The following is a 15,122-nucleotide window of genomic DNA, read 5'->3' on the forward strand; positions in this document are numbered from 1 at the left end:
CCTGCCCCGCCGCGCGATCCACGCGGACACCGACGCTCCGGATCGGATGCGGCGGGTGGCGCCGGCCGGTCGCGCGACGGAAGGCAGGATGGCGGGGTGGACGAACACGACATGCTGCTCTCCCCCGCCGGCGTCGACGCGCTGCGGACCGCGCTGACCCGGGCCGGGTTCACCAGCAACGGCATCGCCGAGCGGCTCGGCCCGCAGGCCACCGCCGCGGTCGCGCGCAACGATCACCGGGCCGCGCTGCGCGCCACCGAGGACCGCGATCCGCTCGGCACGCTGATCCGGGTGTTCATCTGCGACCAGGTCGAGCCCGAGGCGACGGTCGCCGCCGCCCTGGCGCCGCTGAGCCTCGACGAGGCGCTGGCCGGCGGGCTGGTCGAGAGGTACGGCGACGGTCTGCGCGCCGGCGTCGACCTCGAGCCGTACGGCGACGACTGGTGGACGCTCGCCGACGTGCCGGCCAGCGCCCGGCCGGGTCGCCCGCTGGGCGCCGAGCACGTGCTCGGCGTCGGCGGCGCCACCCAGACGCTGATCGGGGCGACCGTCCGCCGGCCGGTCGACACCGCACTGGACCTGGGCACCGGCTCCGGCATCCAGGCCCTGCACCTGGCCACCCACGCCCGGACGGTGACCGCCACCGACCTGTCGGAGCGGGCCCTGCGCTTCGCCGCGACCACCGCCGCCCTCAACGGTCAGGACTGGGAACTGCTGCGCGGCGACATGGTCGCCCCGGTGGCCGGCCGGCGCTTCGACCTGGTGGTGAGCAACCCGCCGTTCGTGGTGGGGCCGGGCACCACCACGCACGTCTACCGCGACTCAGGCCGGGTCGGTGACGCGATCGGCGCGGAGCTGGCCGCCGCCGCGCCGGGCCTGCTCACCGAGGGCGGCACGATGCAGTACCTGGCGAACTGGGTGCACGTCGCCGGCGAGGAGTGGGACGAGCGGGTGGCCGGCTGGTTCGCCGGGACCGGCCTGGACGCCTGGGTGATCCAGCGCGAGGTGGCCGACCCCATGGCATACGTCGACCTGTGGCTCACCGACGCCGCCGAGTCCGCCGATCCGCAGCGGATGGCCGCCTGGCTGGACTGGTTCGACGCGCACAAGGTGGAGGGGATCGGCTTCGGCATCGTGTCGCTGCGCCGGGCCGGGCACGCCGACCCGGTGGTCCGGGTGGAGGACCTGCGCCAGCGGGTGCAGCCGCCGCTGGGCGACCACGTCGCCGCCTGGTTCGACCGCCAGGACTTTCTGCGGGTACGCGACACCGACGGGTTGCTCGCCGAGCGCTACCGGGCCGCCGAGGGTCTCCAGCTGCGGCAGGAGGCGACCATGGGTGACGAGGGCTGGGCGGTGGACCGGCAGGTCCTCGCGATGCCGCACGGCCTGCGTTGGACCGAGGAGATCGACCCGCTGGTGCTGGCGCTGGTCGGCGGTGCCGACGGTCGACTGCCGCTGCGTGACCAGCTCGCCCTGCTCGCCGCGGCGCACGACGTCGAGCCCGACGAGATGGCCGAGGCGGCCGGCCCGATCGTCGCGCACCTCGTGGAGCGCGGCTTCATCGAGCCGGTGACCGCCTGATGCGCGCGGTGGTGCAGACCGTCGGGCGGGCCAGCGTGACCGTGGACGGCGAGGTGGTCGGCGCCATCGACGGCGGCCTGCTGGTGCTGCTCGGGGTGACCCACACCGACACCGCCCAGACCGCGCAGACGATGGCCCGCAAGGTGCACGAGCTGCGCATCCTGGACGGCGAGCGGTCCGCCGCCGACACCGGCGCGCCGATCCTCGTGGTCAGCCAGTTCACCCTCTACGGCGACGCCCGCAAGGGCCGCCGCCCGACCTGGACCGCAGCGGCCCCCGCCGAGGTCGCCGAACCCCTGGTGACAGCGGTGGTGGAGGCGCTGCGCACCCGCGGAGCGACAGTCCAGACCGGCCGCTTCCGCGCCCACATGCTGGTCGAAAGCATCAACCTAGGCCCCCAAACAATCCTCCTAGACCTCTAACCCCCCACCCCCCACCCCACATCCAGCGGTGATCAAGAGCTTTGCGTCATGTCGGGGCCGGATTTTGACGCAAAGCTCTTGATCACCGGGGGAGTCCCGGGGGTGGGTGGGGTTAGGAGAAGAGGCCTCGGCGGGACAGGGACTGGCGGAGCCAGGTGTCCAACTCGGCGGTCCAGTCGGTGCGGTCGGCGGTGGCGTGGTCGACCGTGAACCGGCCGAAGGCGTCCCGCCCCTCGGTGAAGACGCCGCCGCGCTTGTCGACCTCCAGGACCACCTGCATCTGCCGCTCGTCGGCGATGAAGGTGACCTCCAACTGGTTGATCGAGCGGGCGTACTGCGGCGCCGGGCCGAACTCGATCTCCTGGTAGAACGGCAACGTCTGCCGTACGCCGTAGATGTGACCACGCTCCACATCGGCGCGCGCGAACCGGAAACCGAGTCGTAACAACGCCTCCAGCAGCCGCTCCTGCGCCGGCAGCGGGTGCACCGACACCGCGTCCAGGTCACCCTTGTCGACCGCGCGGGCGACCTCCAGCTCGGTACGCAGCCCCATCGTCATGCCGTGCAGGTGCTGCCCGTACAGCTCGGTGACCGGCGTCTCCCACGGCACGTCGAAGCGGAACGGGAGGTCGTAGCGCTGCCCCGGCTCCAGCCGGAACGCGCCGGTGACCCGCTGGCGGTGGAACTCCTGGGTGGTGTCGTAGTCGTTGTCGCCACTCTCCACCTCGACCCGGGTGACCAGGCCGAGCGTGACGTGGTCGATGTCGACCTGGTGGTCACCGCCGAGCACCTGGATACGGCCCTCCAACTGCCCGCCGGGGCGGCAGTTCGGGTTGGCGAGCACCGTCTCGACCGACGGACCACCGACACCCATCGCCTTCATGAGCCGCTTGAAGACCACACCGTCCTCCATCTGCTGTCCCGCCGACCCGGGCTGGCCGACCGTCCGCAACGTAACCGGGCCGGGCAAGCAGCCAACGGGACGACACACCGCGGCAGCGATCGGACCGAAGTGCTGTCGGGTGCCCGATCGCCTCACTCCCGTTTCACGTCCCGCCCGCCAAGCTGTGTGTCACACCGGCACCACTGGGCCGGAGACGCGGCACAGACGTGGATACGGGGAGAGACAGAGATGGCCCTGCAGATGACGGAACACCGGACGCGCCCCACCACCAGCATCGACACCGACGGGGCCGTCGACGCCCTCGCCGACCTTGACGCCACCGATGAGCGCGGCATCTCCACCGACCTGGTCCGGGCGTACCTCAACGGGATCGGTCGGACGAAGCTGCTGACCGCCGCGCAGGAGGTCGACCTGGCCCGACGCGTCGAGGCCGGCCTGTTCGCCGACGAGAAACTCGCCACCTGCACCCCGGTCTCCGAAGAGCTGCGGGCCGACCTGGAGCTGATCGTCGCGGAGGGCCGCGCGGCCAAGGACCACCTGCTGGAGGCGAACCTGCGGCTGGTGGTCAGCATCGCCAAGCGCTACACCGGGCGCGGGATGGCCTTCCTCGACCTGATCCAGGAGGGCAACCTGGGGCTGATCCGGGCGGTGGAAAAGTTCGACTACGCCAAGGGCTACAAGTTCTCCACGTACGCCACCTGGTGGATCCGGCAGGCCATCACCCGCGCCATGGCCGACCAGGCCCGCACCATCCGCATCCCGGTGCACATGGTCGAGCAGGTCAACCGCATGGTCCGGGCCCGCCGCGAACTGGCGGTGACGCTGGGCCGTGAACCCACGGTCGCCGAGGTCGCCCGGGCTCTGGAGATCCCCGAGCTTCAGGTCATCGAGCTGATCTCCTACGACCGGGAGCCGGTCAGCCTGGACCAGGCCGTCGGCGACGACGGCGAGAGCGCGCTCGGCGACTTCGTGGCCGCGGTGGATCCGCGGACCGAGCCGGGCGACGCGGCCGCGCAGGGCGAGCTGCGCAACGAGGTGAGCGTCGTGCTGGCCACCCTGTCCCAGCGGGAGCAGGCGGTCATCCGGCTCCGGTTCGGTCTCGACGACGGCCGGCAGCGCACCCTGGACGAGGTCGGTCGGGAGTTCGGCCTGTCCCGGGAGCGGATCCGGCAGATCGAGAAGGTGACGTTACTGAAGCTGCGCGCGCCGGAGCGGGCCCAGCGTCTGGAGGCGTACGCCTGCTGACACACCGGCCCTTCGGGGAAGGCCCTGGCGGTTCGCCGGGGCCTTCCACCCGTTCAGAGGCGGCGGGGACCGGTGTCGGGGCGGGCGACCAACCCGCCGACCCGTACCTGGGCGTGCAGGACGGAGATGCCGTCCGGGCGGGCGAGCACCGGGTTGAGGGTCAGCGACCGCACCCGCGGCTGCTCGTCGGCGAGCCGCGCCACCCGCAGCAGCAGGTCGGCCAGGGCGGCCCGGTCGACCGGCGCCGCACCCCGGTGCCCCCGCAGCAGCGGCGCCGCGCGGGGCTCGTCGACCAGCTCGGCGGCGTCGGTGTCGGTCAGCGGCACCGCCCGCCACGCCCGATCGCCGAGCAGCTCGGTGGCGACCCCGCCGAGACCGAAGCCGACCACCGGCCCGAACGCCGGATCTTCCACCAGCTCCACCACGCAGGCCACCCCGGGCGGGACCATCGGCTGGACCAGCACGTCCGCGCCGAACACGGCCGCCACCTCGGCGTACGCCCGGCGCAGCGTCAGCTCGTCGGGCAGGTCGAGCCGGACCGCGCCGAGATCGAGCCGATGCCGCAGCCCCGGGGCGGCAGCCTTGAGGGCGACCGGGAAACCCAGGCGCGCCGCCGCGTCGACCACGTCGTCGACCGAGTCGGCGGGCACCGACGCCACCGGTTCGATGCCGTACGCGGCCAGCAGCGCGCCGGGGTCGACGGTGTCGGCGCGTAGTGCGGCCTGCGCGGCGTCGGAGTCGACGCGGGGCAGCTCGGGCACCACGCCGGGCGGCCGGCGCAGCCACTCGGCGTACCGGTGCACCCGGGCGAGGGCACGCACCGCCTCCTCGACACCGCCGTACGCCGGCACCCCGGCCGGCAGCCGACCGACGAGGAACGTCGCCACGGTCGGCTTGCCCAGCGCCAGCGCGGCCGGCAGCGCGGCGGTGACGTCGGCGTCCACATCGGTGAGCTGGCCGGGCAGGGGCGGCGCGAACACCACCACCAGGGCGTCCACCCGGTCGTCGCCGGCCGTCTCGGCGAGGGCGGCGGCGAACTCGGCGGCGCCCGCGCTCGGCCCCACGTCGCGCGGGTAGCCGGCGGCGACGGTGAGGCCCTGCCCGGCGCAGGCGGTGGCGGCCAGACCGGTCAGCGCCGAGGAGTTGCCGACCACGCCGACCCGGCCGCCGGCCGGCAGCGGCTGGTTGGCCAGCAGCACCCCCACGTCGAGCAGCTCCGCCACGGTGTCCACCCGGATCACCCCGGACTGGGCGAACAGCGCGGCCACCGCCACCTCGTCCGGGCCGTCGGTGTCCCCCACCCCGACCGGGCGGGCCGGCGAGGCGAGCGCCACGACGGGCTTCGCCCGGCCGATCCGCCGGGCCAGTCGGGCGAACTTGCGGGGGTTCCCGAACGTCTCCAGGTACAGCATGATCACGTCGGTGCCCGGGTCGTCCTGCCAGTACTGGAGCAGGTCGTTGCCGGAGACGTCGGCCCGGTTGCCGGCCGAGACGAAGCTGGACAGCCCGAGGCCCCGCCGGTCGGCCTCGGCGAGCAGCGCCACCCCGAACGCGCCGGACTGGCTGAAGATGCCCACCCGGCCGGCCGGCGGCAGGGCCGGGGCGAGGGTGGCGTTGAGGCGTACCGTCGGATCGGTGTTGGCCACGCCGAGGCAGTTCGGGCCGACCACCCGCATGCCGGCGGCGTGCGCCGCGCGGACCAACGCCCGCTGCACCGCCGCACCCTCCGGACCGGCCTCGGCGAAGCCCGCCGAGATGACCACCAGACCGTGCACGCCCGCGGCGGCCGCGTCGGCGACCACCGCGGTCGCCGCCTCCGGCGGCACCGCCACCACCGCCAGGTCCATCGGCACCCCGGCGTCGACAGCCGAGGGGTACGCGGGCAGCCCCGCCACGGTCGGCGCGCTCGGATGCACCGGCACCACCGTGCCGGCGAAGCCGCCGTCGCGCAGGTGCCCGAGCACCGCCGCGCCGACGCCCTGACCGGTGGCGCTGGCACCGTAGACGGCGATGCCCCGCGGGGCGAGCAGCCGGGCGATCGAACGGGCCTCGGTGCGGTGCTCCCGGCCACGCTGCACCTCCAGCGTCGCCTCGGTCGGCGCGATCGGGAAGCTCAGGTGCACCACGCCGTCGGCGTACTCCCGTTGAACCTGGTAGCCGAAGTCGGCGAAGACCCGCAGCATCGTCCCGTTGGCCGGCAGCACCTCGGCCACGAAGCTCATGATGCCGTTGCGTCGGGCGGCGTCGGCCAGATGCTCCATCAGCACCGAACCGATGCCCCGGCCCTGATGGGCGTCCTCCACCACGAAGGCCACCTCGGCCTCCGGGGCCTGCGGACCGAGCCGCTCGTACCGGCCGACGGCGATGATCTGGTCGCCGGCCAGCACCACGAACGCCTCCCGGTCGCGGTGGTCGACGGTGACGAACCGGATCAGGTCCCGTTCGGGGATGCGCGGGTACGGCGAGAAGTAACGCAGGTAGCGGGTGCGCTCGGAGAACCGGCTGTGCATCGCCACGACGCCCGGCGCGTCGGCCGGGTCGATGGGTCGCAACTGGACGGTGCTGCCGTCTCTGAGCAGCACGTCCACCGGCTGGTCCACGGTCGTCACCGGCGTGGTCCTCCCCCGGCCCGGCTCAGTCCCGCGGGTCGTGCGGGTCGAGCCCGAGCAGCGGGAAGACCGTCTTGCGGGTGGCCGCGATGGCCCGGTCCACGGCGTTCGGCTCACCGGTCGGCTGCCACGGCTCGTACGACGGGTCGGCGTCGTCGGTCATCCGCAGCGGAATGTCCTGACCCGGACGGCGGGCGGCGGCCAGCGCCCGCCAGGCCGGCGGGGTCAGCGTCGCCGGGTCGATCGGGTCGCCGGTGGCCGCCGCCAGCAGGTGACTCCAGGCGCGGGGCACGACCTCGACCAGCGCGTACCCGCCGCCGCCGGTGGCCACCCAGCGGCCGTCGCACAGCTCGTCGGCGAGCGCCCGCAGCGCCAGGTAGGTGGCCCGCTGCCCGTCCACCGTCAGGTTGAGGTCGGCCAGCGGGTCCAGTCGGTGCCCGTCCGCGCCGCACTGGCTGACCAGCACCTGCGGCCGGAACGCGCGCAGCACCGACGGCACGATCGCGTGGAACGCCCGCTGCCAGCCGGTGTCGTCGACGCCCGGCGGCAGTGGCATGTTCACGGCGGTGCCCTGCGCGCCCGGCCCACCGGTCTCGTCCGGGAAACCGGTGCCCGGGAACAGCGCGAGCGGTGTCTCGTGCAGGCTGACCGTGAGCACCCGGGGGTCGTCCCAGAAGATCTGCTGCACCCCGTCGCCGTGGTGCACGTCGACGTCCACGTACGCGACGCGTTCCGCGCCCAGGTCGAGCAGGCGGGCGATGGCCACCGCCGGATCGTTGTAGACGCAGAAGCCGGACGCCCGGGCAGGCATCGCGTGGTGCAGGCCGCCGGCCACGTTCACCGCCCGGCGGGCGTCACCGCGCCAGACCGCCTCGGCGGCGGCCACCGTCGCGCCGGCGATCAGCGCACTGGACTCGTGCATCCCGTCGAAGACCGGATTGTCGGAGGTGCCCAGCCCGTACCCCGCGAAGAGCGGGTCGCGCGGCGCGGCACGCACCGCGGCCAGGTAGGCCGGGTGATGCACGCGGGTGAGCAGGGCGTCGTCGGCGGGCTCCGGCTTGACCACGCGCACGCCTGGGCGGTCCAGGATGCCCAGGTCGCGGGCGAGCGCGACGGTCAGCTCCACCCGGACCGGGTCGAGCGGATGGTCACCCATGTCGTAGGCGAGCAGCGACTCGTCCCACACCACCACCGTGTCGTCGGACATGCGCCCATCGTCGCACGCGGACCGCCGCCGGCCCACCGCACGCGCTGGTCAGCGACCGGGTGTCGGGCCGGAGGCGACCGGCCGCGCCGGGTCGGCCACCCAGTTGCTCCACGATCCAACGTAGAGCGCCGCGTCCGGTCGGCCCGCCAGATGCAGCGCGAGCACCGCCTGCGCGGCGGTCACCCCGGAGCCGCAGTACGCCCCGACGGATCGTCCCTCGGTCACACCGGCGGCGGCGAACCGTTCCCGCAACACGTCGGCCGCCGGGAACCGCCCGTCCGGGCCGACGTACTCACCGGCCGGCAGGTTCGCCGCGCCGGGCACGTGACCGGCGACCGGGTCGATCGGCTCGACCTCGCCGGCGTAGCGGGGCGCGGCCCGCACGTCGAGCAGGACGGCGTCGTCCGCGGCGGCCAGCCGGGCGGCCTGCGCCGCGTCGAGCACCGGCAGGTCACCGGGGCGCACCTCGACGTCGCCAGGGACCGGATCGGGTGCCGTCGTCGAGACGGGTCGGCCGGCGGCCACCCAGGCCGGCCACCCACCGTGCAGCAGGCGCACCGGACGGTGCCCCGCCCAGCGCAGCGTCCACCAGGCCCGCGCGGCGGCCAGGCCGTCGCCGCCGTCGTACACGACGACGGAGTGACCGGCGCGGACACCGGCGGCCCGCAGCGTGGCCTGCAACGCGGCCGGGTCGGGCAGCGGATGCCGGCCGCCGGCGCCGGGCGGACCGCACAGCGCGGTGTCCAGGTCGATGAAGACCGCGCCGGGCAGGTGGCCGACGAGGTAGTCGTCACGGCCGGGCGGCCCGGTGAGCCGCCAGCGGACGTCGAGCAGGGTGGGCGGATCGGCGCGGTCGAGCTCGTCAACGAGCCGATCGACCTCGACCAGCGGCTCCTGGGTTCCGGACATGGCGACCATCCAACACCATCCGTGCCGACGGCACGCGGTTCGGCGGCGGTCGCTGGCCATCCTGCGAGGTAGCATCGTGCACCGGAGGGCCGCTGACGTTATGAAGTCTCACGACCTGGTCGACACGACCGAAATGTACCTGCGCACCATCCTCGAGTTGGAGGAGGAAGGTGTGCCGCCGCTGCGTGCCCGCATCGCCGAGCGTCTGCGGCAGAGCGGCCCCACCGTGAGCCAGACCGTCGCCCGGATGGAGCGCGACGGCCTGCTCACCGTCGAGGGTGACCGGCATCTCACGCTCACCGCGCTGGGCCGCGGCACCGCGGTCTCCGTGATGCGCAAGCACCGCCTCGCCGAATTGCTGCTGGTCAACGTCATCGGCATGCCCTACGAGGAGGCCCACGAGGAGGCCTGCCGCTGGGAGCACGTGATGAGCGACGCCGTGGAGAAGCGGGTGTACGACCTGCTCAACCGGCCGACCCGCTCCCCGTACGGCAACCCCATCCCGGGGCTGGAGGAGCTGGGCTCGCCCGAGGCGGAGACCACCGACGCCGGCGACGGCGAGCGCAACCTGGCCTTCCCCGGCCTGTCCGGGCCGGTCGTCGTCCGTCGGATCTGCGAGAGCGTGCAGACCGACGCCGGCGTGCTGCGCCAGCTGCACGCCGCGGGTGTCGACCCGGGCGCCACGGTGACAGTCGCCCAGGAACGCGACGGGGTGTCGATCGACCGCTCCGGTGACCGGGTCCGGCTGCCCCGCGAGGTCGCCTCCCGGGTCTTCGTCGCCGCCAACTGACCGACGTCGGCCCCCGGGCGTCACAGCGCCCGGGTGTCCACCTTCTTCGCCAACGCGACCAGGTCACCGGTCAACTTCTCGGCCGCCGCCCGCTCGCTACCACGGGCGCCGGTCCAGCTCAGCGTGGCCATCCGGCCGTCGGCGGCGAGCCAGCCCACCTCGGCGACCGGCCCGTGCCCGCTCGCCTCCACGGTGGTCCGCCAGTACGCCTGCTGACCCAGCCCGCTGACCTTCGCCGCCTTGTCGGGCACCACGTCCGCGCCGAAGGTGGCCTTGTCGATCGTGGTCTCGGTCACGCTCAGCGTCAGCTCCGGCAGCGCCGCGCCCTCGGTCCGGACCACGCAGGTGTGCGAGTCGTCGCGGTCGCTGGCCGCCGCCACGTCGAAGCGCACCTTGACCGCCTGCTCGATCACGGTGAAGTCGAGCAGCCGGCAGGCACCGCCCGAGGAGGCGGCCGCCACGTCCAGGGCAACCGGTGCCGGTGGTGGCACCGCCACCGGTGCCGACTCGGCGGCACAACCGCTCACCAGTAGGCCCGCCAGCCCAGCGACCACTATCCGCCCGCGCACGCTCCACCCTCTCGCCGACCGACGGCGGAAGGCGTCCGCCGGATGTCCGTCGGAAACCGTACGGGGTGTCCGGGTCGGGCGGAAGCTCTCATTCTGAGGGTGGATCATCCACGTACGGGCAGTGCCGGCAGCCGCGTCCACAACACGTGCCGCGGCGGGCCAGGAAGCCGGCGCTGAGCACGAACAGACCCGTCGCCGGGTCGGGGTAGCCAGCCTCTCCGGCGGCCAGCGCGGCACCGTGCGCGGCGAGGATCCGGGCCCGGTCGGGATGTGCCGACACCAGCCGGGACGGGTGCGGCTCGGTGAGCGGCCGGTCGGCCAAGAGTCGTCGTGCTCCGCTCACCGCAGCAGTCTAACTAGACACCTGAATGATCGCCAGAAGGCTGCACTCTTCTACGTATCCGCCGGAACCAGCATGACTATCCCATAATCGACTATCCGGTCATAGCTCGATCTTGCGAATACCCCGCCCGAACCCCGCTGACGCCATCGGGATCGGCGCTACTCGCCGTGGCCGCAGAAGAGGCCGGCAAGATCTCACGCCCGGGCGCGTGAACCGGCTTTCGTGAATCTCCGTTGTATCAGCACACGAACGGCCATTCCTCCTGGAGAAGAAATGTCGCACCCTTATCCGCTTGCCGGACGCCCGGAGCAAGAACATTCGATCGAATGGGAGGACCAGCTCCCAACAGTGCCTGAATGGCCGTGCAATTGGCCGACATTTGTAAGTAAAGCAAAATTTTTTGGCGACAGGATGATCGCGCTCCGGGGGCAAGCAGAGGGACTTAAGGCGAGTGATCGGAGAACCTTTAGAGAGACAATCATCGAACCTCCGAAAGGTCTCACCCCCGGAGATCTAAAAGAAGTGGCCGAAGTGACTGCCCTGGCCTTCAGGATCAAGAGAACAGGGAGAACAGGAGATGGAGAATACGAATACATAACCTCCGATTGGGGAAAGGCCGACAGGCTCGCACATGTCGCTGCGGAGTTGGCCGTAGCGGCAGAGATGCTCTATTTCGAGGTAATCAACAAGGCTAATTACACGCCTGATCTTATTGCCGCAACTCGCCAGAGAACCCTGCGCGAGACGCAGAAGAACACGGGAAGGTTTTTCTCGCCTAGATACGACATGACACCAGCACTCGAAAGCATGAGGAAAAGCCTCGGGCTCATCGACACTCTGGCAAATCGGCGACAACCCGCCGCAGTTCCGCAGGCTGCGGCACCGCAAGCCGCGAACCAGCGAGCCGTCGGCGAGGCGCAACGAGCCGCAGCTCAAGCCGCACATATGGTTTCGCCGCTCGTTGCGGAAATCGCGAATTCAAGCGCCCCCGCACAGGCCGGGACTCGCGCATCCTCTACAGCCACGCCGTCGACGACGGCAACGCGGCCAGCATCGGCGCCTTCACCCGGCACCAGCCGCCGTCCTAGGAGCTGATCTTCGACATTCAGACCGACAACCAGGGTCAGCTGCTGGACTGGCTGGCGAGCCGCCGCGAGCACGGCCCGAAGGCGCAGTGGCCGGCCCTGCCGGACGGCACCGTCCGCGTACAGGCCGAGGACTGCTCGCGCGACGGCAAGAACGTCGGCTACCACGACGCCGAGGACGACAACAAGGGCGGGACGCAGCGCACGTACGAGGGCGTCGACATCTGCGACCAGAACGGCGCGATCGACGTGTGCTGGATCCGCGACGACGAGTGGATGAGGTACAGCGTCGAGGTGCCGAAGACCGGCACCTACGAGGTGGCGGCCCGGGTCTCCTCGCTGTACAGCCCGGCGGGGCGGTTCACGCTGACGGTCGACGGGTCCCGGACGACCGGGCCGGTCGATGTGAAGACCACGACCTCGCATGACGCGTTCATGCTCCAGCCGCTGCCGGAGACGCCGCACCTGACGCGGGGCGCCCACGAGTTCGTGGTCACCGTGGACCCGGCCGCCTACCAGAACTTCAACATCGACTACGTCGAGTTCCGGTACGCCGGCAAGCACTGAGCCCTCCGGCCCAGCCATCGTCAAGATCACTTGATGCTGAGTAGTCGAATCGGCTCCCCCACACCTACTCAGCATCAAGTGATCGAGGCGGCCTCCTGCGGCTTGAGATCTCCTCCAGGTGCTGCCGCTGGTGCCGGCGCACCATCTCGTCCCAGACATCCTGGTCGTAGTCCGGGTCGGGCGGGATCCACCGGTGTGAGTTGTCGCTGTAGTGGAACCGCTCGTCGCCCCGCCTGATCAGACTCACCGGACCCATCCCAGGAAGCGCCGGTGCAGCAGCCCGGCGGGCACCCAGGTCAGATCCTCGGCAGCCCAGACCAGGTAGGACCCCATGTAGAGGGCCAACGACACGGGTGCGCCATCAAACTCGGCGCGCAGCTCGGTGCGCCGGGTCCGGCAGGGCCAGGGCGCGGCGCAGCCGCCGCAGGTCCACACCGGAAGGACCGGGCCATGGGTGGTCACCGCAGGCCATCCAGAAAACGCCGGGTGGCGACCCGGGCGTGCCAGCGGGCGGCCCATTCCGCCTGATAACAGGGGTACGGACACAGTCGCGCCCACCACCAGCGACAGCCCGCACAGAGGCCGTCGACGCCGGGCAGGTGCACGGACAAGATTCGTCCGACCTGATCCTCGGTCACTCCTGTTCCTCCCCTGGCCAGTGGCCTCGCCGGATCGGGATGCGATGCCGGACTCGGCACGGCAGCTCCGCCCCACATCGGCAGACCCGCCGCCACCGCCGCCACGACCAGACCGGCCGGTGCCGCCGAGCCAGGGTCAGCGCCACCGCCAGCAGGTAGTCGTCGTACGGCACGTGCGATCCCATAAGGCTCCAAAGTTGGACTCCTATTCTGGAAGTGCAACCAGGCTAAAGCTGGACTCCCAAATTGGGAACCTCTTCGCGGCGTGTCGCGGTGACCGGCTACGGCTGGGCCATAATCAGCCGGTGGTGAATCCGACGATCCAGCGGCGGCGTCTCGGTCTCGCCCTCAAACGGGCTCGTGAAGGTGCAGGCAAGACGCAAGACGAAGCGGCTGCTGTCATCGATGCAGCAGCGAGCAAGATCAGCAGAGTCGAACTTGGACAGTCCGGCATCAAGCTCACCGACCTGAACCTGCTACTCGACCTCTACGGGGTCCGGGGCGATGACGCCGAGCCACTACGCGACCTTGCCCGAGCAGGGCGACAACGCGGGCGCTGGAGCACCTACCGAAACGCCGTGCCCGACTGGTTCCGCCAGTACCTAGACCTCGAAGGTGACGCGTCAGAGATTCGCTGGTACCAGCCAGAGGTCATCCCCGGAGTCCTTCAGGTCGAGCCCTACATCCGCGCCATGAACGCGATCGCCCACCCACGCCCACCCGCCGATGAGGTCGACCGGCAGGTTGCCGTGCGCATGGAACGGCAGTCGATTCTGCGGCAGGACGACGGGCCCGACCTGAGCTTCATCCTCAGCGAGTCGGCGCTGCGCCGAAGCGTCGGTGACGCGACGACGATGCGCGATCAACTCCTGCACCTGGCACAGGTCAGCGAGCAGCCCAACGTCACCCTGCAGGTGTTCCCGTTCAACGCACAGACCTACGAGACGGCATCGTTCAGCTTCATCATCCTGCGCTTCGGGGACGACGCCGCATCGGACGTGATCTACGTCGAGACCTTCACCGACGCCGACTACCTTGACCGGCCGGACGCCGTACGGGCCTACACTCGACTGTGGGACCGACTCCGGGCAGCCGCTCTCGGGCCGGTAGAGTCGCGCAAGCTCATCCTGGGGATGGCGGACGACGTGGAGCGGCAACAGACCTGAGAGAGTGATCATGGAGACTTCGGACAACCCGGTCTGGCGCAAGTCGAGCTACAGCGACAACAACGGCGGCGCTTGTGTCGAGGTCGCCGAACTGGATACGAGCATCGCGGTGCGCGACAGCAAGAACCCCAGTGGGCCGACCCTTCGCTTCAGCAGAGGCGCGTGGACCGGGTTCATACGGACCGTTCGATAGCTCACGTTCTCGACAACCCAAAGCTCAGGAGACCGGCCGTGCCGTGGCGTGGCGACAGGTGGCGCTGGTGGCTCACAGCAGCCGGTGGTGCGCTTGCGCTACTACCGCTCGGGCAGGGTGCGCCCACGGTCGCGGTATTGGCGGGGATCTGCGGCCTGCTCGTCATCAGCGCCTGGGCATGGGGCACCAGCAGCGGCCGCGTCGTCGGCGTGACCGTCGGCGTCGTCTTCATCGCAGGGCAGGCCGGCGCGTTCGTCGCCTCACAATGGTCCCGCGGCCTGGTAGCCGCGCCCTGGTTTGACTGATTCGCGGTGTGGTTGCTGGTCGGCGTCGTATGCCTGGCCGCGTTGGTCATCGACCGGAGGGCGCACCCCGTCTGGCCCGCCCATATCGCCCGGCGGAACCTGCCGGTGGGCAGAGGTCAGTGGGTTGCCTCTCTGGCAACGCTGGCTACCATGCTGCTGCTGTGCGGCTGCGGGCTTGGCGTCCTCGGGTCCGACGGTGACGGCAGGCTGAGGTTCACTGTCCGCGACGACGAGGTCCTTCCGCTGCCCACGTCGCTGAGCCTTGTCTCGGCCGATAGCTGTGCTGATGGTGGCAGCTCTGGCAACTGCACTGCCGAATTCGTGGTGATGGCCGCCGATGGTGCCGGCAGGACAAGGACCGTGGCTCGGCTCGTCGAACACCTCCGTAGCCGTGGTTGGCCAGTGCAGCCCGAAAATCGCGTCTATCGCGGCACCCGCGAGACTGGCGGGATCCTGAACTGGACACCCCACCGGCTATGGCTGTACGCCGACGTTGAGCCGGCCACGCCGCTGCGGTCCGCGCCACCGCCGGACGCGGCCGTCATCTACATCGACAACATGTGAAACGTCGCCAGCCTCGACGGGCACG

The 15,122-nt window shown here is 71.4% G+C and carries 18 protein-coding genes; 10 read left to right on the plus strand and 8 right to left on the minus strand.

What is annotated here, in order from left to right; translation table 11 throughout:
* Positions 1-96: 96 nt before the first annotated feature.
* Both O7620_RS15915 and dtd read left to right on the plus strand, forming a co-directional pair.
* Entirely contained in the window at positions 97-1,581 is a 1,485-nt protein-coding gene (locus O7620_RS15915; RefSeq protein ID WP_278123631.1) for a methyltransferase, read from the plus strand.
* Positions 1,581-2,003 carry a D-aminoacyl-tRNA deacylase gene (dtd, locus tag O7620_RS15920; protein WP_278123632.1) on the plus strand — a complete coding sequence of 141 codons (423 nt, stop codon included), beginning with the start codon at positions 1,581-1,583 and terminating at the stop codon, positions 2,001-2,003. The genes O7620_RS15915 and dtd overlap by 1 nt, the downstream gene beginning before the upstream one ends.
* Before the next feature lie 112 nt (positions 2,004-2,115).
* On the opposite strand, the gene O7620_RS15925 is transcribed toward dtd, so the two are convergent.
* Positions 2,116-2,904 carry a sporulation protein gene (locus O7620_RS15925; protein WP_151492667.1) on the minus strand — a complete coding sequence of 263 codons (789 nt, stop codon included), beginning with the start codon at positions 2,902-2,904 and terminating at the stop codon, positions 2,116-2,118.
* A 243-nt stretch (positions 2,905-3,147) separates the two neighbouring features.
* Here O7620_RS15925 and sigB point away from each other — a divergent pair, with 243 nt between their 5' ends.
* Entirely contained in the window at positions 3,148-4,152 is a 1,005-nt protein-coding gene (gene sigB / locus O7620_RS15930; protein ID WP_278127030.1) for an RNA polymerase sigma factor SigB, read from the plus strand.
* Between the two features lie 53 nt (positions 4,153-4,205).
* Here the strand turns inward: sigB and O7620_RS15935 are convergent, their stop codons facing one another.
* Genes O7620_RS15935 through O7620_RS15945 form a run of 3 tightly spaced genes read right to left on the minus strand, consistent with a single transcriptional unit; the run spans position 4,206 to position 8,877 of the window.
* The gene (locus O7620_RS15935) at positions 4,206-6,761 is read right to left on the minus strand and encodes a bifunctional GNAT family N-acetyltransferase/acetate--CoA ligase family protein (RefSeq protein WP_278123633.1); all 2,556 of its coding nucleotides are present in this window, start codon (positions 6,759-6,761) and stop codon (positions 4,206-4,208) included.
* A 25-nt stretch (positions 6,762-6,786) separates the two neighbouring features.
* The gene (locus tag O7620_RS15940; protein WP_278123634.1) at positions 6,787-7,968 is read right to left on the minus strand and encodes an acetoin utilization protein AcuC; all 1,182 of its coding nucleotides are present in this window, start codon (positions 7,966-7,968) and stop codon (positions 6,787-6,789) included.
* Between the two features lie 48 nt (positions 7,969-8,016).
* The gene (locus tag O7620_RS15945; RefSeq protein WP_151492663.1) at positions 8,017-8,877 is read right to left on the minus strand and encodes a sulfurtransferase; all 861 of its coding nucleotides are present in this window, start codon (positions 8,875-8,877) and stop codon (positions 8,017-8,019) included.
* Between the two features lie 100 nt (positions 8,878-8,977).
* Between O7620_RS15945 and O7620_RS15950 the strand changes: the two genes are divergently transcribed.
* Positions 8,978-9,667, plus strand: coding sequence for a metal-dependent transcriptional regulator (locus O7620_RS15950; RefSeq protein ID WP_151492664.1), 690 nt, complete (start codon positions 8,978-8,980; stop codon positions 9,665-9,667).
* A 20-nt stretch (positions 9,668-9,687) separates the two neighbouring features.
* Here the strand turns inward: O7620_RS15950 and O7620_RS15955 are convergent, their stop codons facing one another.
* Both O7620_RS15955 and O7620_RS15960 read right to left on the minus strand, forming a co-directional pair.
* A complete protein-coding gene (locus tag O7620_RS15955; protein ID WP_278123635.1) occupies positions 9,688-10,236 on the minus strand; it encodes a hypothetical protein in 549 nt (182 codons plus the stop codon).
* A gap of 88 nt (positions 10,237-10,324) precedes the next feature.
* The gene (locus O7620_RS15960) at positions 10,325-10,579 is read right to left on the minus strand and encodes a DUF5522 domain-containing protein (protein ID WP_278123636.1); all 255 of its coding nucleotides are present in this window, start codon (positions 10,577-10,579) and stop codon (positions 10,325-10,327) included.
* Positions 10,580-10,852: 273 nt separating this feature from the next.
* On the opposite strand from O7620_RS15960, the gene O7620_RS15965 reads away from it, so the two are divergent.
* Positions 10,853-11,674, plus strand: coding sequence for a hypothetical protein (locus O7620_RS15965; RefSeq protein WP_278123637.1), 822 nt, complete (start codon positions 10,853-10,855; stop codon positions 11,672-11,674).
* Positions 11,675-11,763: 89 nt separating this feature from the next.
* Positions 11,764-12,231, plus strand: a complete 468-nt coding sequence (locus O7620_RS15970) for a carbohydrate-binding protein (protein WP_278127031.1) — start codon at positions 11,764-11,766, stop codon at positions 12,229-12,231.
* Between the two features lie 64 nt (positions 12,232-12,295).
* Here the strand turns inward: O7620_RS15970 and O7620_RS15975 are convergent, their stop codons facing one another.
* Positions 12,296-12,478 (minus strand): hypothetical protein, encoded by a 183-nt coding sequence (locus O7620_RS15975; protein ID WP_278123638.1) that lies wholly within the window; start codon positions 12,476-12,478, stop codon positions 12,296-12,298.
* A complete protein-coding gene (locus O7620_RS15980; RefSeq protein WP_278123639.1) occupies positions 12,475-12,693 on the minus strand; it encodes a hypothetical protein in 219 nt (72 codons plus the stop codon). Before O7620_RS15980 ends, O7620_RS15975 begins: the two co-directional genes overlap by 4 nt.
* 481 nt (positions 12,694-13,174) lie before the next feature.
* Between O7620_RS15980 and O7620_RS15985 the strand changes: the two genes are divergently transcribed.
* The 4 genes from O7620_RS15985 to O7620_RS16000 all read left to right on the plus strand — a co-directional run bounded on the left by O7620_RS15985 (position 13,175) and on the right by O7620_RS16000 (position 15,097).
* A complete protein-coding gene (locus O7620_RS15985; RefSeq protein WP_278123640.1) occupies positions 13,175-14,035 on the plus strand; it encodes a DUF5753 domain-containing protein in 861 nt (286 codons plus the stop codon).
* A gap of 10 nt (positions 14,036-14,045) precedes the next feature.
* Positions 14,046-14,228 carry a DUF397 domain-containing protein gene (locus O7620_RS15990; RefSeq protein WP_151491755.1) on the plus strand — a complete coding sequence of 61 codons (183 nt, stop codon included), beginning with the start codon at positions 14,046-14,048 and terminating at the stop codon, positions 14,226-14,228.
* A 38-nt stretch (positions 14,229-14,266) separates the two neighbouring features.
* Positions 14,267-14,533 (plus strand): hypothetical protein, encoded by a 267-nt coding sequence (locus tag O7620_RS15995; RefSeq protein ID WP_278123641.1) that lies wholly within the window; start codon positions 14,267-14,269, stop codon positions 14,531-14,533.
* A gap of 150 nt (positions 14,534-14,683) precedes the next feature.
* Complete coding sequence (locus O7620_RS16000; RefSeq protein WP_278123642.1) at positions 14,684-15,097, plus strand: hypothetical protein; 414 nt, start codon at positions 14,684-14,686, stop codon at positions 15,095-15,097.
* The last annotated feature ends 25 nt before the right edge of the window (positions 15,098-15,122 follow it).

Source organism: Micromonospora sp. WMMD710 (genome assembly GCF_029626045.1).
Classification (GTDB): domain Bacteria; phylum Actinomycetota; class Actinomycetes; order Mycobacteriales; family Micromonosporaceae; genus Micromonospora.